This is a genomic window from Micromonospora sp. NPDC005305 (assembly GCF_040607315.1).
Taxonomy (GTDB): domain Bacteria; phylum Actinomycetota; class Actinomycetes; order Mycobacteriales; family Micromonosporaceae; genus Micromonospora.
Genome location: NZ_JBEXGL010000005.1, coordinates 271,431 through 291,373, shown reverse-complemented (window position 1 = coordinate 291,373; position 19,943 = coordinate 271,431). Strand labels below are relative to the sequence as shown.

19 protein-coding genes and 1 pseudogene are annotated in these 19,943 nt (G+C 73.6%); 10 read left to right on the top strand and 10 right to left on the bottom strand.

What is annotated here, in order from left to right; genetic code table 11:
- Positions 1 to 320: 320 nt before the first annotated feature.
- A complete protein-coding gene (locus ABZS80_RS11650) occupies positions 321 to 908 on the bottom strand; it encodes a hypothetical protein (RefSeq protein WP_355055662.1) in 588 nt (195 codons plus the stop codon).
- 380 nt (positions 909 to 1,288) lie between these two features.
- On the opposite strand from ABZS80_RS11650, the gene ABZS80_RS11645 reads away from it, so the two are divergent.
- The 3 genes from ABZS80_RS11645 to ABZS80_RS11635 all read left to right on the top strand — a co-directional run bounded on the left by ABZS80_RS11645 (position 1,289) and on the right by ABZS80_RS11635 (position 4,264).
- A complete protein-coding gene (locus ABZS80_RS11645) occupies positions 1,289 to 1,615 on the top strand; it encodes a hypothetical protein (protein WP_151461508.1) in 327 nt (108 codons plus the stop codon).
- Positions 1,612 to 2,265 carry a nucleotidyl transferase AbiEii/AbiGii toxin family protein gene (locus tag ABZS80_RS11640; protein WP_151461509.1) on the top strand — a complete coding sequence of 218 codons (654 nt, stop codon included), beginning with the start codon at positions 1,612 to 1,614 and terminating at the stop codon, positions 2,263 to 2,265. Before ABZS80_RS11645 ends, ABZS80_RS11640 begins: the two co-directional genes overlap by 4 nt.
- A 208-nt stretch (positions 2,266 to 2,473) precedes the next feature.
- Complete coding sequence (locus tag ABZS80_RS11635; protein WP_355055661.1) at positions 2,474 to 4,264, top strand: 5'-nucleotidase C-terminal domain-containing protein; 1,791 nt, start codon at positions 2,474 to 2,476, stop codon at positions 4,262 to 4,264.
- Between the two features lie 63 nt (positions 4,265 to 4,327).
- On the opposite strand, the gene ABZS80_RS11630 is transcribed toward ABZS80_RS11635, so the two are convergent.
- Positions 4,328 to 4,522 carry a hypothetical protein gene (locus ABZS80_RS11630; protein WP_225853643.1) on the bottom strand — a complete coding sequence of 65 codons (195 nt, stop codon included), beginning with the start codon at positions 4,520 to 4,522 and terminating at the stop codon, positions 4,328 to 4,330.
- A gap of 99 nt (positions 4,523 to 4,621) precedes the next feature.
- Here ABZS80_RS11630 and ABZS80_RS11625 point away from each other — a divergent pair, with 99 nt between their 5' ends.
- Positions 4,622 to 5,656, top strand: a complete 1,035-nt coding sequence (locus tag ABZS80_RS11625; RefSeq protein ID WP_355055660.1) for an NAD(P)-dependent alcohol dehydrogenase — start codon at positions 4,622 to 4,624, stop codon at positions 5,654 to 5,656.
- Here the strand turns inward: ABZS80_RS11625 and ABZS80_RS11620 are convergent, their stop codons facing one another.
- Entirely contained in the window at positions 5,657 to 6,799 is a 1,143-nt protein-coding gene (locus ABZS80_RS11620; protein WP_355055659.1) for a geranylgeranyl reductase family protein, read from the bottom strand.
- Positions 6,800 to 6,948: 149 nt separating this feature from the next.
- Between ABZS80_RS11620 and ABZS80_RS11615 the strand changes: the two genes are divergently transcribed.
- The 3 genes from ABZS80_RS11615 to ABZS80_RS11605 all read left to right on the top strand — a co-directional run bounded on the left by ABZS80_RS11615 (position 6,949) and on the right by ABZS80_RS11605 (position 10,440).
- Entirely contained in the window at positions 6,949 to 7,185 is a 237-nt protein-coding gene (locus ABZS80_RS11615; protein ID WP_355055658.1) for a hypothetical protein, read from the top strand.
- Between the two features lie 71 nt (positions 7,186 to 7,256).
- Entirely contained in the window at positions 7,257 to 8,711 is a 1,455-nt protein-coding gene (locus ABZS80_RS11610; protein WP_355055657.1) for an MFS transporter, read from the top strand.
- A gap of 106 nt (positions 8,712 to 8,817) precedes the next feature.
- Positions 8,818 to 10,440, top strand: a complete 1,623-nt coding sequence (locus ABZS80_RS11605) for an alkaline phosphatase D family protein (RefSeq protein ID WP_355055656.1) — start codon at positions 8,818 to 8,820, stop codon at positions 10,438 to 10,440.
- A gap of 52 nt (positions 10,441 to 10,492) precedes the next feature.
- Here ABZS80_RS11605 and ABZS80_RS11600 read toward each other — a convergent pair whose 3' ends face one another.
- From ABZS80_RS11600 to rho, 5 genes and pseudogenes are all read right to left on the bottom strand, one after another.
- Complete coding sequence (locus ABZS80_RS11600) at positions 10,493 to 11,035, bottom strand: hypothetical protein (protein WP_355055655.1); 543 nt, start codon at positions 11,033 to 11,035, stop codon at positions 10,493 to 10,495.
- Between the two features lie 610 nt (positions 11,036 to 11,645).
- Complete coding sequence (locus ABZS80_RS11595; RefSeq protein WP_355055742.1) at positions 11,646 to 12,419, bottom strand: hypothetical protein; 774 nt, start codon at positions 12,417 to 12,419, stop codon at positions 11,646 to 11,648.
- Positions 12,420 to 12,625: 206 nt separating this feature from the next.
- Entirely contained in the window at positions 12,626 to 13,717 is a 1,092-nt protein-coding gene (locus ABZS80_RS11590; protein WP_355055654.1) for a DUF3626 domain-containing protein, read from the bottom strand.
- A gap of 46 nt (positions 13,718 to 13,763) precedes the next feature.
- The gene (locus ABZS80_RS11585; RefSeq protein ID WP_355055653.1) at positions 13,764 to 14,228 is read right to left on the bottom strand and encodes a VOC family protein; all 465 of its coding nucleotides are present in this window, start codon (positions 14,226 to 14,228) and stop codon (positions 13,764 to 13,766) included.
- An 11-nt stretch (positions 14,229 to 14,239) separates the two neighbouring features.
- A pseudogene (gene rho, locus ABZS80_RS11580) lies at positions 14,240 to 15,346 on the bottom strand (transcription termination factor Rho); the annotation flags it as partial.
- Positions 15,347 to 15,876: 530 nt separating this feature from the next.
- On the opposite strand from rho, the gene ABZS80_RS11575 reads away from it, so the two are divergent.
- The 3 genes from ABZS80_RS11575 to tsaA are packed head-to-tail and all read left to right on the top strand — an operon-like array spanning position 15,877 to position 18,091.
- Positions 15,877 to 16,740, top strand: coding sequence for an MEDS domain-containing protein (locus ABZS80_RS11575; protein ID WP_355055652.1), 864 nt, complete (start codon positions 15,877 to 15,879; stop codon positions 16,738 to 16,740).
- Positions 16,737 to 17,684 (top strand): sensor histidine kinase, encoded by a 948-nt coding sequence (locus ABZS80_RS11570; protein ID WP_355055651.1) that lies wholly within the window; start codon positions 16,737 to 16,739, stop codon positions 17,682 to 17,684. Before ABZS80_RS11575 ends, ABZS80_RS11570 begins: the two co-directional genes overlap by 4 nt.
- Entirely contained in the window at positions 17,681 to 18,091 is a 411-nt protein-coding gene (gene tsaA / locus ABZS80_RS11565) for a tRNA (N6-threonylcarbamoyladenosine(37)-N6)-methyltransferase TrmO (protein WP_355055650.1), read from the top strand. Before ABZS80_RS11570 ends, tsaA begins: the two co-directional genes overlap by 4 nt.
- 45 nt (positions 18,092 to 18,136) lie before the next feature.
- Here tsaA and ABZS80_RS11560 read toward each other — a convergent pair whose 3' ends face one another.
- Both ABZS80_RS11560 and ABZS80_RS11555 read right to left on the bottom strand, forming a co-directional pair.
- On the bottom strand, positions 18,137 to 18,766 hold the full coding sequence (locus ABZS80_RS11560) for an MBL fold metallo-hydrolase (RefSeq protein WP_355055649.1): 630 nt from the start codon (positions 18,764 to 18,766) through the stop codon (positions 18,137 to 18,139).
- The gene (locus ABZS80_RS11555) at positions 18,763 to 19,851 is read right to left on the bottom strand and encodes an S-(hydroxymethyl)mycothiol dehydrogenase (RefSeq protein WP_355055648.1); all 1,089 of its coding nucleotides are present in this window, start codon (positions 19,849 to 19,851) and stop codon (positions 18,763 to 18,765) included. Before ABZS80_RS11555 ends, ABZS80_RS11560 begins: the two co-directional genes overlap by 4 nt.
- Between the last annotated feature and the right edge of the window lie 92 nt (positions 19,852 to 19,943).

Here is a 19,943-nt window from a genome sequence, read left to right as displayed (position 1 = left end):
GATCATCACATTAGCGAGGCTGATCACAAGTAAGTGTCGGCGGCTGGACAGATCCGGCGTAGAAACAGTTCCGCCCCCGGCCGAGGCCGGGGGCGGAACGAGAATCGGTGTGCAGGTCGCCTCTCGGCGAGTGGCGCGACGCGGCTCCAGCCGGACGGTATTCCGCGAAGGCAATTTAGGTGAGGCCCGGGGACACTGGACACACCGACGCTCTGCACAACGGTACTGGGTCGCCCGTTCTTCCGCGCGGTCTCGGTGATCGCGGTCACGGAGACGCCGCTGGCCGGCACCCGTGTCCGGGTGCCGGCCAGCGTGTCGGCTCAGCTGTTCCAGTGCTGGGCGACGATGTCGGCGGCCTGCTGCTCCCACTGCGCGTACGCATCCGGGTAGGCCGAGACCTGCACGGTCTGGGCAGCCTCGGTCAGCGGCATGTCCTGCCAGCCGTCGACCTGCTTCAGGCCCTTGAGAAACGCGAGGGTGGAGTACTCGGGGTCGGTGATCTGCTGCGGCGTGCCCCAACCGCTGGAGGGGCGCTGCTGGAACAGACCCAGCGAGTCGTGGTCGTTGGCGTCGCCGAGGTGGCCCAGGTTCTCCAGCTTCGACTCCTGCAGCGACGTGGCGATCGAGACCACGGCGGCGCGCTCCGGCAGACCGGCCTTCTTCGTGGCGGCGATGATCGCCTTGGCGTTGGCGGTCTGCTCGTCGCTCAGGTCGATCTTCGACTGCGCGCCCTGGACGCCGTGCGGGATCAGCTTCGCGGTGTCCGGCTTGTCGGCCTGCACCACCGCCGCCTCGGACAGCCCCGTCACCGGCGCCGCCTCGTGGTAATTCAGCGGACCGGCGGCCAGACCACCGGCGACAGCCAGACCAGCAATACCAAGCACGCTCTTGCGCAGCATCGTGTTCATGGGGGAAAGCTCCATTCGGGGGTTGGCGCACCACGCCGATGGGGGTCGGCCGTGCGCAAGCACCGTCAGGCGCTCAGGAAGTTTTCGGGGGATCATCGGCGCGGGGCCGGGGAGCCTCTTCGTCGCGCCGGACCATGTACAACGACCGGCGGGCCACCATCATTCCGGCCCGGCCACCCCGCCTGGCGGGGCGTCTTCCTCGGTCGTTCACGGGATACAACGACACCGACCCGCCGGCCATTCCGCCGCCGGAGTGCGGCCGCCGACCTCGCGAAACGGACATACAACCCAGCCGGCCCGAGGTCGGCGGAACACCCAATTGGCGGTGGGTGCCAGGTCGGGGCGATGGGAAAACGCGGGACAGGGGTTACCCTGACACCATGTCGGCCACCAGCACCGCGTACCTCGCCCGGCCCGGGCGACCCGCCGTGGTGGCGCGCACCCTCGGCGAGCTCGCCGGCCCCACCCGGGGCATCGTCGAGCTGCCGGTGCGCCTGATGTGGAGCAGCGAGCGCGCCTTCGACCTGGCCGACCCCGACGACCTGCTCTGGATGTACGAGAACGTGCTGCGCGAGACGAGCCGCGTCGAGGATCTGCGCGAGCTGATCCACGGGGGGACGCTGCGCCGGGTGTGGCCGCTGTTGAACCTGCCCCGGGGCGTCCGCCTCGCGTGGGAGAGCCGGCACCGGGGCCTGCGCGCCGCGTGACCCACCTGCACGACTTCTACCGGGAGGTGGCCCGGGTGGCCCTCGCGGCCGCCGGCCCGCACCGCTTCGTGCTGGGCGGCGGGGTGGCCTGGGCGGCGCACGGCCTGGTCACCCGCCCCACGGAGGACGTGGACCTGTTCGCCGACGTGGAGGGCGCGGCCGCCGCGGCGGCGGCCGGGGTGCGGGCGGCTCTGGAACGGGCCGGCTACCGGGTGTCCGACGCCGATCCGGGCAGCGACCTGGGCGAGCTGTTCGACGGCTACGACCGGGACCTGCGGGACTTCGTGGTGAGCCGGGACGGGCGGCAGATCCGGCTCAGCCTGGCCCGGCTCGACCGGTACCGCAGCCCGGTGGTGATGGACCTGGGCCCGGTGATGGACGTCCGGGACCTGATCGCCAACAAGACCGCCGCGCTGGTCAACCGCCGGGAGGTCCGCGACTACATCGACGTGTCGGCCGCGCTGGACCGGTACGCGGTGGCCGAGTTGCTGGAGCTGGCCCGGCAGGTGGATCCGGCGCTGGAGGACGACGACGTCCGGGAGGCCGGGCGCTACCTGGACCGGGTGCCGGACCGCCGGTTCGCCCGCTACGGCCTGGACCCCGGCCAGGTCGCCGAGGTCCGCCGCCGGATGGCCGCCTGGCCGCGCTGAGCCCCCGCGCGGCCGGGCGGCCGCGTCACCCGGTGGGCCGGCCGCCGGTCACGCCGGGGCGGAAACGGTGCCCCCGCTGTTACGCCGCAGGCAACCGCGGCGCTGGTGGTGTGAGATACCTCTGGGCGATGTGGCGTGTGTGACAGCTGGTCGTTATGGTGCGCAACGACGCCCACGAGGCGCATCCACCCCCATGGAAGGGCACCTCATGACCTCCTCCTCCGGCGCCTCGCGCCGCCAGGTGCTGGCCGTCGCGGCCGCCGCCGCGACCGCCCCCCTGATCGCCGGCGCTCCCGCCGAGGCCAAGCCGAAGCCGCCGAAGACCTGGGACCTGACCGTCCTGGGCACCTCGGACACCCACGGCAACGTCTACAACTGGGACTACTACCGGGACGCCGAGTTCGACGACAGCAAGCACAACGACGTCGGCGTCGCGAAGCTGGCCACCCTGGTCAACCAGATCCGCGCGGAGCGCAAGGGCAAGGCGACCCTGGTGCTGGACGCCGGTGACACCATCCAGGGCACCCCGCTGGCCACGTACTACGCCAAGCAGGAGCCGATCACCGAGACCGGCGCGACGCACCCGATGGCCAACGCCATGAACGTGCTGAAGTACGACGCCGTCACGCTCGGCAACCACGAGTTCAACTACGGCCTGCCGCTGCTCGCCACCTGGATCGGCCAGCTCGGCTTCCCGGCCCTGGCCGCGAACGCGATCAACGAGAAGACCGGCAAGCCGGCCTTCCTGCCGTACGTGATCAAGGAGGTCGACCTCGGCGGGCACGGCGCGCCGAAGCTGAAGGTCGGCATCCTCGGCCTCACCAACCCGGGCGTGGCCATCTGGGACAAGGCCAACGTCGAGGGCAAGCTGGTCTTCGCCGACATGGTGGCCACCGCCGCCAAGTGGGTGCCGGTGATGCGCGAACGCGGCGCCGACGTGGTCATCATCTCCGCCCACGGCGGCGACAGCGGCACCTCCAGCTACGGGCCGGAGCTGCCGAACGAGAACCCGGTGGCGCTCATCGCCGAGCAGGTGCCCGGCATCGACGCCATCCTCTTCGGCCACGCCCACAACGAGGTGCCGCAGAAGTTCGTCACCAACAAGGCCACCGGCGCGCAGGTGCTCACCTCGGAGCCGTCGAAGTGGGGCCAGCGGCTCACCCGGATGGACTTCACCCTGACCCGGGAGAAGGGCCGCTGGACGGTCGTCGGCAAGGGCTCGACCATGTTGAACACCAACAGCGTGGTCGAGGACCCGGCGGTGCTCGCGGCCGTCCGCGGCCAGCACACCAAGACCGTCGGGTACGTGAACCAGGTCGTGGCCCAGTCGGAGGTGGAGCTGTCCACCGTCGAGTCGCGGTACAAGGACACGCCGATCCTGGACTTCATCAACCACGTCCAGGCCGAGGTGGTCACCGCTGCCCTGGCCGGCACCCAGTACGCGAGCCTGCCGGTGCTGTCGCAGGCGTCGCCGTTCAGCCGGACCGCGGTCTTCCCCGCCGGGGATGTGCGGATCCGCGACGTCGCCGGGCTGTACGTCTTCGACAACACCCTGGAGGCGGTCGTCATGACCGGCGCCGAGGTGAAGGCGTACCTGGAGTACTCGGCGAAGTACTTCGTCACCGTCCCGGTGGGCGCGACCGTCAACCCGGAGACGATCAGCGACCCGGCCGTGCCGGACTACAACTACGACGTGATCTCCGGCCTCGACTACGACATCGACATCTCGAAGCCGGTCGGCCAGCGCATCACCCGCCTGGTCCTGCCGGGCACCGACACCCCGGTGGCCGCGGACGCGCAGTTCGTCGTGGCCGTCAACAACTACCGGCGCAGCGGTGGCGGCAACTTCCCGGGCATCGTGAAGACCCAGGTCTACAACCAGCAGCAGGAGATCCGCCAGCTGCTCATCGACTGGGCGCAGGCCAAGGGCGTCATCCGCCCGGCCGACTTCTCCGTGACGAACTGGAAGCTGGTCCGCGAGGGCGTGCCGGTCTTCTGATCCGTACCGGTCACGACGGGCCCCGGGTGTCGCATTCGGGGCCCGTCGCCGTCCACGGGTCGGTCAGGCGCCGCCGGCGCGCAGGTCCCACTCGTGCTGCCCGCCGGTCGGGTCGGGCCGGTCCCGGCGCGGCTCGGTCTCGCTCTCGGTCGACTCCACCCGGTCCTCGGGGCGCACCGCGGGCGGCATCTCGCCGAAGCGGACGTGCCGCAGGAACGCGTACTCCTCGTCGGTGAACGACTCGCGCGGCTCGCTCATGACCGCATTGTGCGCCCGCCCGGCCACCCGTCGCATCAACCGACCCGGCCCGGGTAAGCCGCCGCGACGACCCGTCCGGCGACGACGTGGAGGGCGACCATGCGGGCGGTACGGATGACCGCACCCGGGGTGCTGGAGCAGGTTGAGGTGCCCACCCCGACCGCCGGGCCGGGCGAGGTGCTGCTGCGCGTCGGCGCCGTCGGCGCCTGCCACTCCGACCTGCACATCCTCGACGCGCCGGCCGGGCCTTTCCCGATCCCGATGACCCTCGGCCACGAGATCGCCGGCACCGTCGACCAGCTCGGTCCCGGCGTCACCGGGTGGTCCGCCGGGGACCGGGCGGCGGTCTACGGGATCATCGGCTGCGGCCGCTGCCGGGCCTGCCTGCGGGGCGCGGAGAACCAGTGCCGGGTGGTGCCGGTGGGCGGCGTCGGGCTCAGCCGCGACGGGGGGCTCGCCGACCACGTGGTGGTGCCCGCCTCCCGGCTGCTGCCCGTCGGGGACCTGGACCTCACCCAGGCGGCACCGCTCACCGACGCCGGGCTGACCCCGTACCACGCCGTCGAGCTGGCCCGGGACCGGCTGCGTCCGGGCACCTCCTGCGTGGTGATCGGCATCGGCGGGCTGGGGCACATGGCCGTGCAGATCCTGGCCGCCACCACGGCGGTGCGGATCATCGCGGTGGACACCAGTGTGGCGGCCCTGGACCTGGCCGGACGGATGGGCGCGCACGACATGGTGCAGGCCGGACCGGACAGCGTGGACCGCATCCGGGCACTGGTGGGCCCGCCGCCGGACGGCGCGGATGTGGTGCTCGACTTCGTCGGCGCGGAGCCCACGGTCACCACGGCCCGGCAGGTGGTCGCCACCGGCGGTCAGGTGCTGCTGGTCGGCCTGGCCGGCGGCACCCTGCCGGTGCGGCCGGTCGCCGACGAGCCGCCGACCGTCCCGCTGGAGACGATGGTCGAGGTGCCGTTCTGGGGCACGCGGGCGGAGCTGCAGGAGGTGATCGCCCTGGCCCGGACGGGACAGCTGCGGGCCGACGTGCAGACGTTCCCGCTGGCGGACGCGCCGGAGGCGTACGAGCTGCTGCGCCGCGGGGAGATCCACGGCCGCGCGGTCGTCGTGCCCTGACTACCGCGCGCCCGGCTGCCGCGGCGGCAGCCGGTCCAGCAGGGCCAGGCCGGCCCGCACCGGGCGACGGGCCAGGACCCGGGCGAAGCTGGCCTGCCCCTGGCAGAACCGGACGAACATCCGCCAGCCCGGCGGGGTCGCCAGCAGGGCGTGGAACACGTCGGGCCGCCGCGTGAAGACCTCCAGCAGCCGGTGCCCCGCCCGCATCTCCGGCACCAGCCGGAGGCGGACCTCCCGCTCGTAGGCGTCGAGGTCGCCGGCGGCGACCGCCTCGCTGGCCAGCCGGCCCGACCGCAGCGCGAAGCTGATGCCCTCCCGGCTCCACGGCTCCAGCAGTCCCGCCGCGTCGCCGGCGACCAGGACCCGGCCCCGGCGCAGCGGCGAGTCCTCCGACCGGCACCGGGTCAGGTGCCCCGAGTCGTGCTCGGGGGTGATTCCGGACAGGCCCAGGCGGGCCACGAAGTCGCGCAGGTAGGCGCGGGTCCGGTCGCCCTCGCCCCGGCCGGCGATGACGCCGACGGTGAGCCGGTCACCCTTCGGGAAGACCCAGGCGTACGAGCCGGGCACCGGCCCCCAGTCGATGAGCACCCGGCCGCGCCAGCGGTCCTGCTCGGCGGGTGGGACCGGCAGCTCCAGCTCCAGCCCCAGGTCGACCTGCCGCCACGTCACCCCCACGTGCCGGGCGGTCACGCCCGACGAGCCGTCGGCCCCGATCACCGCCCGGGCGCGGACCGTGTCGCCGTCGGCCAGCCGCAGGCGTACCTCGTCGGGGTCCTGCTCGACCGCGCGGACCGCGACGCCCTCGCGGACCTCGGCCCCGCCGGCGATGGCGGCGGCGCGCAGCCGGTCGTCGAACTCCTCCCGACGGACCATGGCCACCAGCGGCGCGGAGTGCCGGCGGGTGAAGGCGCGTCGCCCGTCCCGGGTGAACGTGATCCGGTCGACCCGGTCGTGCGCGGGCACCTCGATGCGGTCGGTGATCTCGGTCAGGGACGTGCCGATCAGGCCGCCACCGCAGGTCTTGTACCGGGGATGGGTGGCCCGCTCGACCACCAGGGTGCGGACACCGGCCCGGGCCGCCGCGTGCGCGGCGGAGAGGCCGGCGGGGCCGCCACCGACGACGACGAGGTCCCAGATGATCACGAGAGCAGCCTAGGCCACGGCGCGGACGGCCCGCCCGGCACGCGCCGGCCGCGACCCCCCGATCGGGTGGGCATCATCGGACGCCGGGCGGGTAACCGCCGGGCGCAGACCGCCCGCCGACCGGGCGGTCCACGCCGAGGAGGGAAGCGATGCGGCAGGTACAGCTGTCTGCGATCGAGGAACGGGTGTACCAGGCGGTGTCCGCGCTCGAGGTGCGGGGGCACGTCCCCTACCCGGACACGATCGCCCAGGAGGCCGGAATGACCGAGGAGGAGCTCCGCGAGCCGCTGCACCTGCTCACCGAGCGGGGGCTGCTGCACCGGGAGGACTCCCCGATGGCCGGCCTGGACTTCGGACCGCGGTGGTGCGCGCGTCAGCCGACGTGACACCGTCGTTTGCCCCACCGGGGGCCGGGTAGCGATCGGGGACGCGTGATCGACGGTCCACGGGAGGCGCGATGAGCACGGACCGGTCGTCGGCGCCGGTGGACACCGGCGGATCCGACGACCGGCGCCGCTGGAAGGCCCTCAGCGTCGGCCTGGTCGCGGCGTTCATGACCCTGCTGGACGTCAGCATCGTGAACGTCGCCGTGCCGTCGATCGACCGCGCGCTGCACGCCACGCCCAGCGACCTGCAGTGGGTGCTGTCCGGCTACGCCCTGACGTTCGGCCTGGTGCTGGTGCCGGCCGGGCGTTTCGGCGACGCCCGCGGCCGGCGTACCGCGTTCGTGGTCGGGGTGGCGCTGTTCACCGTGACCAGCGCGGTGGCCGGCCTCGCCACCTCGCCGGAGTGGCTGGTCGTCGCCCGGCTGGTCCAGGGCGCCGCCGCCGGGGTGGTCAACCCCCAGGTGAGCGGCATGATCCAGCAGTTGTTCCGGGGCGCCGAGCGGGGTCGGGCGTTCGGCCTGCTCGGCGCCACCATCGGCATCTCCACCGCCATCGGCCCGCTGCTCGGCGGGCTGCTCATCCAGCTCGGCGGGGAGGAGCACGGCTGGCGCTGGGTCTTCTTCGTGAACATCCCGGTCGGCATCCTCGCCGTGGTGCTCGGCTGGCGTCTCATCCCGGCTCGCCCGGCCGGCCAGCCGGACCGGCACCGCCTGGACCCGGTCGGCGTGCTGCTGCTCGGCGTCGGGGTGACCCTGGTGCTGCTGCCGCTCGTGCAGCGGGAGCAGTGGCGCGGCGCCGGCAAGTGGGCGCTCATCCCCGTCGGCCTGCTCTTCCTGGCCGGCTTCGCCTTGTGGGAGCGGTGGTACGGCCGCCACCGGCCGCCCCTGTTCGACCTGCGGCTGTTCCGGCTGCGCTCGTACACCCTGGGTTCGCTGATCGGCCTGGTCTACTTCGCCGGGTTCACCGCCATCTTCTTCATCTTCACGCTCTACCTCCAGGTCGGGCTCGGCTACAGCGCGCTCGCCGCCGGCCTGGCCATCACCCCGTTCGCGCTCGGCGCGGCGGCCGCCTCCGCGGTGGGCGGTCGGGTCGTCACCCGGTACGGCCGCCCGCTGGTCGCCGCCGGCCTGCTCGTGGTGGTCCTCGGCTTGCTCGCCACCGTGTGGGTGCTCCGGGACGAGCCGCGGCACTCGGTGCCGCTGCTCCTCGTCGTGCCGTTCCTGCTCGCCGGGCTCGGCAGCGGGCTGGTCATCGCGCCGAACCAGACCCTGACCCTCTCCGAGGTGCCGGTGCCCCAGGCCGGCAGCGGCGCCGGCATGCTCCAGACCGGGCAGCGCATCGGGTCGGCGGCCGGCATCGCCGGGGTCGGCGCGCTGTTCTTCTCCACGCTGGCCGACAGCCGGGGCGACTTCACCGTCGCCTACCGGCACTCCCTGCTGCTGGCCGTCGCGATCATCGCGCTGGCACTGGTGGCCGCGCTGGTCGACGTCGTCGCCGGGCGCCGCCGCTCCGGCGACTCCTCCTGACCCGGTCGCCGCCGAAGCTCGAATTGAGAACCGGCGCAGAACAGCTTGCGAATTCACCGTCCAAAGGGGTGCGTCGGAGACGTAGACGGCGGTAGATACATAGGTCATGACGAACACCCTCGACCGTCGTACCCTCCTGCGTCTCGCCGGTGCCTCCGCCGGCACCGCCGTCCTGGCCGGCACCACCCTCGCCGGCCCCTCCCCCGCGGGCGCGGCCACCGCCGCGTTCCAGCACGGCGTCGCCTCCGGCGACCCGCTGCCGGACGGGATCCTCCTCTGGACCCGGGTCACCCCGACCCCCGACGCCCTCCCCGGCTCCGGAGCCGGCCCGGACGTGGACGTGAGCTGGCAGGTCGCCACCGACCCCGACTTCCGGTCTCCGGTCGCCACCGGCACGCTCACCACCGGTCCGGCCCGGGACCACACGGTGAAGGTCGCCGTCTCCGGCCTCGCCGCCGCCACCACCTACTGGTACCGCTTCGGCCACGCCGGCGCCTGGTCGCCGGCCGGTCGCACCATGACCGCCCCGCCCGTGGACGCCGCCGTCGACCGGCTGCGGGTGGGCGTGGTGTCCTGCGCGAACTGGGAGGCCGGCTACTTCGCCGCCTACCGGCGGCTGGCCGACCGGGGCGACCTCAACCTCGTCGTCCACCTCGGCGACTACATCTACGAGTACGGGACCGGCGAGTTCGCCGCCGCCGGCCGGGTGGTCCGGCCGACCCAGCCGGCGCACGAGGTGCTCACCCTGGCCGACTATCGGATCCGGCACGCCCTCTACAAGACCGACCCCGACCTGCAGGCGCTGCACGCCGCCGTGCCCTGGGTGATCACCTGGGACGACCACGAGGTGGCCAACGACGAGTGGTCCGGCGGCGCCGAGAACCACACCCCGGGCACCGAGGGCCCGTTCGCCGAGCGGCTGGCCGCCGCCCGACAGGCGTACTGGGAGTGGATGCCCGTGCGGACCGGCGCGGACGGGGCGATCTACCGGCGGTTCCGGTTCGGCCGGCTGGCGGAGCTGTCCATGCTGGACCTCCGCTCGTACCGGTCGGCGCAGGCCTCCGGCGCCGACGTCGACGACCCCGATCGGACGATCACCGGTGACGCGCAGATGGCCTGGCTGAAGGCGGGGCTGTCCGGCTCCGCCGCCCGGTGGAAGCTGGTCGGCAACCCGGTGATGATGGCCCGGCTGGACGTGGGGGCGCTGCCGTCCTGGCTGCTCGGCCCGCTCGGGAAGCTGCTCGGCATCCCGGAGAACGGTGCGGTGCTCAACGCCGACCAGTGGGACGGCTACAACGCCGACCGCACCGAACTGGTCAACCACCTCCGGTCCACCGGCACCCGGGACGTGGTCTTCCTGACCGGGGACATCCACACCTCGTGGGCCAACGAGGTGACCACCCGGACGACGCTGTTCGAGCCGGCTGCCGCGGAGTTCGTCGTACCGTCGGTGACCAGCGACAACGTCAACGACTTCCTCCGGCTGCCGGCCGGCAACCCGCTGAGCCAGCTCGGCGCGGGGCTGCTCCGCTCCACGAACCCGCACGTGCGCTGGGCGGAACTGGACGGACACGGGTACGGGGTGCTCGACGTGACCCCGCAACGCTGCCGGATGGACTGGTACCACCTCACCGACCGGACCAGCAGCACCAGCGGCAGCCGGTGGGTGGCGGGCTGGTCGGTGGGGACGGGCTCCTCCCGCCTGCGGGCGGAGAGCGCCCCGGTGTGAAGACGCCGCTGGCCGGCACCCCGTGTTGGGGGTGCCGGCCAGCTTGTTTGGGTCAGCTGTTCCAGTGCTGGGCGATGATGTCGGTGGCCTGCTGCTCCCACTGGGCGTAGGCGTCCGGGTAGGCCGAGACCTGCACGGTCTGCGCGGCGTCGGTCAGCGGCATGCTCTGCCAGCCGTCGACCTGCTTCAGGCCCTTGAGGAAGGCGAGGGTGGAGTACTCGGGGTTGGTGATCTGCTCCGGGGTGCCCCAACCGCTGGTCGGGCGCTGCTGGAACAGGCCCAGCGAGTCGTGGTCGTTGGCGTCACCGAGGTGGCCCAGGTTCTCCAGCTTCGACTCCTGCAGGCTCGTGGCGATGGAGATGACCGCGGCCCGCTCGGGCAGGCCGGCCTTCTTCGTCGCCGCGATGATCGCCTTGGCGTTGGCGGTCTGCTCGTCGTTCAGGTCGATGTGCGACTGGGCGCCCTGCACACTCACCGCCACCGGCTTGGTGTCCACCGGCTCAGCAGCGTGGGCGGCGATCGGACCGGCGAAGACACCACCGGTGAAAGCCAGACCAGCAATACCCAGCACACTCTTACGCAGCATCGTGTTCATTACGGATGGCTCCATTCGGGGGTTGGCGCACACGACCGACGGGGGTCGGCGGTGTATCGGTGTGCGCAAGCACCGTCAGGCGCTCTAGAAAGTCTTGGGGGGATCAGTCGGCGCGCGGGGCGAAGCCTCTACGTCGCGCCGGGACCATGTACAACGACCGACCGGCCACCGTCATTCCCGGCCAGGCAGTCCCGCCTCGGCGGGCGGTCGCTCTCGGCGGGGCACCCCGGGGGGCGGGGCGTGGTCCTCGGCCGTTCACCCGGATACAACGAGACCGGCCCGCCGGCCATTCCACCGCCGGGATGCCGCCGGTCACCCCTCCGAACCGGACACCCCGCCCAAGGCGGGACGCTCGGTGGAACGCTATGGACGTATCCGGACCCGGGAGACACACATAGCGTTCCACTCATCGCCCCGGGCAGAGCGGGAGGCGGACATTTCGCCCGAGGGCCCAGTGACGGGCGAGCGCCCGCGAAACGGACACCGACTCCGGACTCGACGTGGCGCCGGGACGCCTGCGGGCCGACTGGGCCGACGGACCGCGGGAGACCCGAACAGACGGAAGCGGCCGACCCCGTGTCCGGGGCCGGCCGCTTCGCTACGCGTTCTGTCACCAGAGCTGCTGGACGATGTCCGCCGCCTGCTCCTCCCACTGCGCGTACGCGTACGGGAAGGCGGACACCTGGACCGTCTGGGCCGCGGCGGTCAGCGGCAGTTCGTGCCAGCCGCCGACGTTCTTCAGCGCGTTGAAGAACGCCTTGCTGGCGTAGTCCGGGTCGGTGACCTGGTCGGGCGTACCCCAACCGGACGACGGGCGCTGCTGGAACAGGCCCTCCGAGTCGTGGTCGTTGTACGTGCCGAGGTGACCGAGGTTGTACAGCTTCGACTCCTGCAGGGAGGTGGCGACACCGATAACGGCGCCCCGCTCCCCCACACCGGTCTCCTTGGCCGCCTTGACGATGGCCTTGGCGTTGTCGAGCTGCGCGTCGTCGAGCGGAATGCGGGACTGGGCGCCCTCGACACCGTGCGGGATGAGCTGCTCCCGGTCGGGCCGGTCGGCCTTGGTCGGGACCTTGTCACTGCCGGTGGTCAGGCCCGACTTCACCGTCTCGGTGCCGGTCTTCTTGCCGGTAGCCAGGTCGATGGCGGCCAGGGCCCCGGCGTGCGGGCCGCTGGTCACCGGGGCGGCGACGGCGGTGGGGCCGAATGCCAGCCCGCCCAGGCAGGCCACGCCCGCGACGGTCAGCGCGGTGCGGCGGTTGGGGCTGGTGGCGATGGCGGTACTCGCGGCGGCGGTCCTCGCGGCGGCGGTCCTGGCGATGGCGGTCGTCGCCACGGCGGTCTTCGCCATGGCGGGGAGCCATCGAGTGAAGTGCTGCTTCACGATGGTTGCCCTTTCGATCGTCACGACGCGCTCCGGGGTGAGCGCCCCTCGGGGGAACTACTCGCCGGTACGGGTTTGTGTTCCGGCGGTACGGGGGACACAACCAGCTCGACCTGTCGGGCATTCCGGAAATGCCGGGGCCCGCCCAGGCTGCGGCCCAGGTCACCCGGCGTCTCGGACGGCCGTGACGATGGGACGGAAACGGCCTAGACGGCCGCGGGTACGCCGAACCGGACCAGGACGTGCCAGAGCTGCTTGAGGTGCTGCAGCGTCACCTCGGTCGGCCCGCGATCGGCCCAGCGGTGTGGCTCGCGTACCACCGAGGCGGCGGCCCGGCCGATCAGCGCGGCGTGCACCGGCTCTCCCGGGCGGGCGAACTCGGCGTGCACGCGGGCGGCGAGCGGCGGGATGGCGGGACCCCGGAACTCGGCGTCGACGCCGTCGACCGGCAGTTCGAAGCCGGTGTGCCAGCACAGCGCGAACCCGTGCCGCCGGGCGATCCCGGCGAGGAGCCGCCCTTCCTCCGTGCCCCGGAACGACGGGTCCACCACCACGGCCTCGACGTCGCGGGCGAGGCTCAGCTCACCGTGCACCTGCGCCTCGATGTAGTCGTCCAGTGCCCGGCCGGCCGCGTCGGACGCCCTCTCGCGGCGGCGCAGCAACGTCTGCAGGAGGGTGCCGGTGTCCATGCCGGCCACGCCGAGGCTGATCCCGGTCGTGGCGGTGGCCGCCAGCAGCGCGGCGAGCACGGGCTCGAACACCGTCACGGTTCCGAGGTCCTTCGGCTCGATGTGGCTGTCCCCGAAGCTGAAGGTGGCGCGGGCGAGCGCCGCGGGCCGCAGCCGCAGGTGGCAGGAGCCGAACCGGGGGCAGGCGCCGTCCGGATGGTCGAGCAGGTTGAGGCCGCCGTACTTCGGACGCTCCGCCGGGGACACATCCGGCCGGTGGTACGCCCCGCCGAACAGCCGCTCCTCCCAGCGGTCCCGGTCGCCGCCGGGGAACGCGGTCAGCCCGCCGTTGGAGACGCCCGTCTCGAACTGGCTGCGGTAGAGGCCCTCCTGGTCGAGCGCCTCGGCCACCGTCCGGCCGTCGCGCAGCACCCGGTCGGGGTGGAAGTTGAGAGTCAGCCGGCCGTGCGCGGCCACCGCGGCGACGATCTCCTCCGCGCGGTACGCGGCGCCGGAGCCGGCGAGGTGCCGGGCGATGACGGCGAGCGCCGCCGGACGGTCGCGGAGGGCGAGCTCGCGGACGTGCTGGAGGGCGGCGGCCTGCGCGGGGGTCAACGTCACGTCGGGCACGGGCACGAGTATCGCCGCGCACACCGGCGGTGCGCCACGCGGATTCTCAGCCGTCGGTGCCGAAGCCGTCCAGGGTCTCCCGCTCCGCCGGGCTCCGCAGCTCCTGGAAGACGGTGAGGTGCAGGCCCGCCGGGCCGTCGAGGCGGGCGTTGAGCGACTGCCACGGGGTGACCGTCGGCGGGGCGACCTCGGTGGCGCCCGCCGCGACCAGGCGCTCGGTGGCCGCACGGCTGTCGTCCACCTCGAACGCCACCCGCAGGCGGGGCGCGACCTGGCGGCCGACCTCGACCTCGTCGATCATCTGCTTCTGCGCGGGGTTCGCCAGCTCCAGGGTGGCCCGGCCCGCCTCCAGGATCACCACCCGGGCGCCGTCGCCACCCGAGTACGCGGCCTGCTCCGGCAGGCCCAGCGCGTCGCGGAAGAAGGCGACCGCGGCGTCGTAGTCCTCGGCCTCGACGACCAGGCGCAACTGGCGTACGGTCGGCGGCCCGTCGGCCCGGGGAGCGTCCATGACCGCAGATCCTAGCCGCGGGTCGCGGCGCCGAGGCGGGCCAGGAAGTGGGCGTTGCCGCCGGTGGCGGCGAGCTGGCGGAGCAGCTGGTCCAGCGCCGCCTGGCGGTCCAGCGTGGACAGCGCCGAACGCAGGGCCCGCAGGCGGTCCCGCTCGACGTCGGTGAGCAGCAGTTCCTCCCGGCGGGTGCCGGAGGCGCGCACGTCGACGGCGGGGAAGGTACGCCGGTCGGCCAGCCCCCGGTCCAGCCTCAGCTCGGCGTTGCCGGTGCTCTTGAACTCCTCGAAGATGAGGCTGTCCGCCGCGGACCCGGTCTCGACCAGGGCGGTGGCGATGACGGTCAACGAACCGCCCTCCTCGACCGTCCGGGCGGCGGCGAGCAGTTGCTTGGGTGGGGTGAGGGCGGCCACGTCGATGCCGCCGGAGAGGGTGCGGCCGGCCGAGCGGACGGTCAGGTTGTAGGCGCGACCCAGCCGGGTCATCGAGTCGAGCAGCACGACCACGTCGTGGCCCAGCTCGACCAGGCGCTTCGCCCGCTCGATCGCCAGCTCCGCCACCGTGGTGTGGTCCTGCGGCGGACGGTCGAACGTGGCCGCGATGACCTCGCCCTTCACCGACCGCTGCATGTCGGTGACCTCTTCCGGCCGCTCGTCGACCAGCACCACCATGAGGTGGCACTCCGGGTTGTTGCGGGTGATCGCGTCCGCGATCGCCTGCAGCACCATCGTCTTACCCGCCTTCGGCGGCGAGACGATCAGCGCCCGCTGGCCCTTGCCGATCGGCATGACCAGGTCGATGACCCGGGTGGTCAGGATGTGCGGCTCGGTCTCCAGCCGCAACCGCTGGTGCGGGTGGACCGGCGTGAGGCGGTGGAAGTCGGGGCGGCGGCGCGCCTGGTCCGGGGCCGTCCCGTTGACGGTGTCGACCCGGATCAGCGGGGCGTGCCGGCCCCGGGGAGGCGTGGCGGCGACCGCACCGGTGACGAGGTCACCGCGGCGCAGGCCGTACCGGCGCAGTTGGCCGGTGGTGAGGTGGGCGTCCGCGGTGGAGGGCAGGTAGCCGTCCACCCGGAGCAGTGCGTGGTCGTCGACCGTGTCGACGATGCCGCTCACCGGGAGCGGCGCGGAGGTGTCGGTCATGGAGTGCCTTTCGAGAAGTGGCCGTCCCGATCGGGACGGCGGTGGGGCGGCGAACCCTCGGCTCGCCGCGTGGTGGGATCGAGGTGCGGACACGCGAGCCGTGCACCGGCCGGAACGGCGCCGCACGGCGGGCACGCGACCTGCGAACGGGTAGGAGCCACGCCCCGCGCCGGCAGGTGACCGTGCGCAGGGCCCGCGCCGGTTCTCCGACGTCAGGCTCGGAATGCCGCGAGCGGGCAGGCCGTCGGGAGGGAACAGCGGGCCGCGTTCACTCCCGCGAAGGCCCGGGTCGGGTGATGATCGAGCCAGGACGGCGGCGGACCGGTGACGTGTGCCGGATGAGTTGCCGCGTCAGGAAGCGTGGACTCCGGGCGGCGTGATGCGCCGGCATCCGGGTCCATCCGCAGGTTACCCCGGGACGCCGCCGCCGACAAGCGGATCGCGGCCGGCTCGGTCGCGGCCCGGGCCGGGGCTACAGTGAGGGCGCGCCGACCGGGAAGGCCCGCACCGTGACTGCTACGACGGTGGTCGACCAGGTCCACCTGGGTGACCACGTCTGTTGGAGGCACGACGACGAGAGCGTCGCTCTCGACGTCGTCGGCCGCTTCGCCGCCACCGGCCTGCGTCTCGGTCACAAGGTCGTCTGCTTCACCGAGACCACGCCTCCGCAGGCGGTGCGCGCCCGCGTCGACGCCGTCGGCGTGCCGACCGAAGCCGCCGTGGCGGCCGGCCAGTTGCGCATCGTGCCGGCGGCGGACGCCTACCCGACCCGCGCGCGGCCGACCCCGGAGACGATGGTCGCCGTGGTGGTCGGCGAGGTCGACCGCGCGCGGCACGAGGGCTATCCGGGAATCCGGCTGGCCGGCGACATGGCGTGGGTGCTGCGCAGCGGCACCACGCTCGACGACCTGCGCCGGTACGAGACCGCGCTCAACCCGCTCTTCCTGGACACCCGGGTCGCCGGCCTGTGCCTGTACGACCGGCGGCTCTTCCCGGCCGACGGGATGCGCGCCCTGGCCGCCGCCCATCCGGGCACGGCCGGGCCGCAGGCGGCGCGCACCTGGACGCCGCAGCTGCGGGCGTACCGGACGACCGACCCGTCGGGGTTGCGGCTGGTGGGGCAGGTGGACCTGAGCAACCGGGAGGCGTTCACCGCGGTGCTGGACGAGGTGACGGCCGACGAGCGGGCGGCGGGAGCCCCACCGGTGCTGGACGTCTCCGACCTGAGCTTCGCCGACGTGGGCGCCGCCACCGCCATCGTGCGGGCGGACCGGGCGAGCGCCACCGGCGTCCGGCTGGCGGGGTGCCGGCCGGCGCTGCACCGGCTGCTGCATCTGCTCGGTGACCTGTCCACACCGGAGCTCCCCGCGTGAGGGCGCCCGCCGGCCTGGCGCCGGCCGGCTTCCGTCACGAACTGGCCTTCTACACCGACGCCGCGAGCCTGCTGGCGGTCACCGTGCCATTCGTCCGGGAGGGACTCGCCGCGGGCGACCCGGTGCTGGTGGCGACGCCCGGCCCGCAGCTGGCGCTGATCCGCGCGGCGCTCGGCGCGACCGGCGACGCCGTCGGCTGGGCCGACATGACCGAGGCCGGGCGCAACCCGGGCCGGATCCTCCCGTGCGTGCTCCAGGCGTTCGCCGACCGGCATGCCGACCGACGGGTCCGGATCATCGGCGAGCCGGTCTGGGCGGGGCGCACCGTCGAGGAGTACCGGGCCTGCGCCCAGCACGAGGCCGCGATCAACTGGGCCTTCGCGGGCCGGGCGGCGAGCATCCTCTGCCCCTACGACGCGGGCCGGCTCGGGCCCGGCGTGCTCGCCGAGGCCCGCTGCACCCACCCGCTGCTGGTCGACGGTGGCGGGTGCCGCCGCATCGCCGGCTACGCGCCGGCGGCGGTGACCGAGCGGCACAACAAACCGCTGCCGGCCCCCGCCGAGCAGGTCGCGGTGCTGCGCTACGACCTGGCGACGCTGCCGCAGGTGCGGCGGTTCGTCGCCGAACACGGGCTCTCCGCCGGGCTGGCCGCCGACCGGGTGGCCGACCTGCAGATCGCGGTCACCGAGTTGGCCACGAACAGCGTGGCGCACGCGGGCGGCGCGGGCACCCTCCAGGCGTGGCGCACCGACCGGCACCTGGTGTGCGAGATCCACGACGACGGCTGGCTGGCCGATCCGCTCGCCGGCCGGCTCGCACCGGCGCACGACGGCATCGGCGGGCGGGGGCTGGTCATCGTGCACGCCCTGTGCGACCTGGTGCTGCTGCACACCACCGCGGCCGGCACCACGGTCCGGCTGCACATGCTCCGGGAGGCCCCGTGACGGGAACGGAACAGACGCTGCGTGCGGTCGGCCGGGTCGAGTCGCCCCTGACCGATCCGGCGGCGGCGCCGAAGCAGGGCGACGAGGGCGCCCCGGAGGCGTGGCTGGTCTTCGACGAGGCGTACGCGCCGGCGCTGGACGGGTTGCGGGCCGGCGCGGACGTGCTGGTGCTGACCTGGTTGGACCGGGCGCGGCGGGACGTCCTCGCCGTGCACCCGCGGGGGGACGTGTCCCGGCCGGAGAAGGGGGTGTTCGCCACCCGCTCGCCGCACCGGCCGAACCCGATCGGGCTGCACCGGGTGCGGGTGCTCGCGGTGGACGGCGTCCGGCTGCGGGTGGCCGACCTGGAGGCGGTCGACGGCACGCCCGTACTCGATGTCAAGCCGGTCCTCGACGGCGAGCGCTGAGGCCCCCGACGCCCGGCCGGGCCGCGACCCGGCCGGGCGGCCCGGTCAGTGCCCGCGGGCGATCCACTCGTCGAGGTGGGGCGCCTCGGCGGCGATGCTGGTGTCGTCGCCGTGTCCGGTGTGGACCACGGTCTGCGGCGGCAGGGTGAGCAGGCGGGTGCGGATCGACTCGACGATGGTGCCGAAGTCGCTGTAGGAGCGGCCGGTGGCGCCCGGACCGCCGGCGAAGAGCGTGTCCCCGGTGAAGACCGCGCCGAGGTCGGGTGCGTAGAGGCTGCACGCGCCCGGGCTGTGGCCGGGGGTGTGCAGCACCCGGAGGGTGGTGCCGCCGACCTCGACGGTCTGCCCGTCGGTGAGGTCGCCGTCGGGCGGGCTGTCCGGGTGGACCAGGTCCCAGAGCACCCGGTCGGCGGGGTGCAGCAGCACCGGCGCGCCGGTGGCCCGGGCCAGCTCGGGCGCGACCCGGACGTGGTCGTCGTGCGCGTGGGTGGCCAGGACGGCGACCACCCGGCGGCCCCCGATGACCGCGCGGATGGCGGCCACGTCGTGCGGGGCGTCGACGACCACGCACTCGGCGTCGTCGCCGATCACCCAGACGTTGTTGTCGACGTCGAAGGTCTGCCCGTCGAGGGAGAATGTGCCGGAGGTGACGGTGTGGTCGACGCGGGCGGTCACGGGAAGACCACCACCGACCGGAGCACGTCGCCGTGGTGCATCCGGGTGAACGCCTCCTCGACCTGGTCGAGGGCGATCTCCTCGGTGACGAAGGCGTCCAGGTCGAGGCGGCCCTGCCGGTACAGCTCGGTGAGCATCGGGAAGTCGCGGCTGGGCAGGCAGTCGCCGTACCAGCTGGACTTGAGGGCGCCGCCGCGGCCGAAGACGTCCAGCAGCGGCAGCTCGACGGTCATCTCCGGGGTGGGTACGCCGACCAGCACGACGGTGCCGGCCAGGTCGCGGGCGTAGAAGGCCTGCTTCCAGGTCTCCGGGCGGCCCACCGCGTCGATGACCACGTCGGCGCCGAACCCGCCGGTCGCGGCGCGGATGGCCTCGACCGGGTCCTCCTCGGAGGCGTTGACCGTGTGCGTGGCGCCGAACTTCCGCGCCCAGTCGAGCTTCCGCGAGTCGGTGTCCACGGCGATGACGGTGGTCGCGCCGGCCAGGGTCGCGCCGGCCACCGCTGCGTCACCGACCCCGCCGCAGCCGATCACCGCCACCGAGTCGCCCCGGGTCACGGCGCCGGTGTTCATGGCCGCGCCGAGGCCGGCCATGACGCCGCAGCCGAGCAGACCGACGGCGGCGGGCCGGGCGGACGGGTCGACCTTGGTGCACTGGCCGGCGTGCACCAGGGTCTTCTCGGCGAACGCGCCGATGCCCAGCGCGGGCGCCAGCTCGGTGCCGTCGGTGAGCGTCATCTTCTGCGCGGCGTTGTGGGTGTTGAAGCAGTACCAGGGGCGGCCCCGCCGGCAGGCGCGGCACTGCCCGCAGACCGCCCGCCAGTTGAGCACCACGAAGTCGCCGGGGGCCACCTCGGTGACCCCCTCCCCCACCTGCTCCACGATGCCGGCGGCCTCGTGGCCGAGCAGGAACGGGTAGTCGTCGTTGATGCCGCCCTCGCGGTAGTGCAGGTCGGTGTGGCAGACCCCGCAGGACTGGACGCGCACCACGGCCTCGCCCGGCCCCGGGTCGGGTACCACGATGGTGGTGACCTCCACGGGCGCGCCCTTGCGCCGCGACACGACTCCCCGGACTTCCTGGCTCACGGTTCCTCCTTCGTCCGCGACCGCTCGCCGGCCGCTCACGATGCCCCGGCGCTCGCTGTGGGTCGAACCTACCGCTGATCATCGTCGGCGAC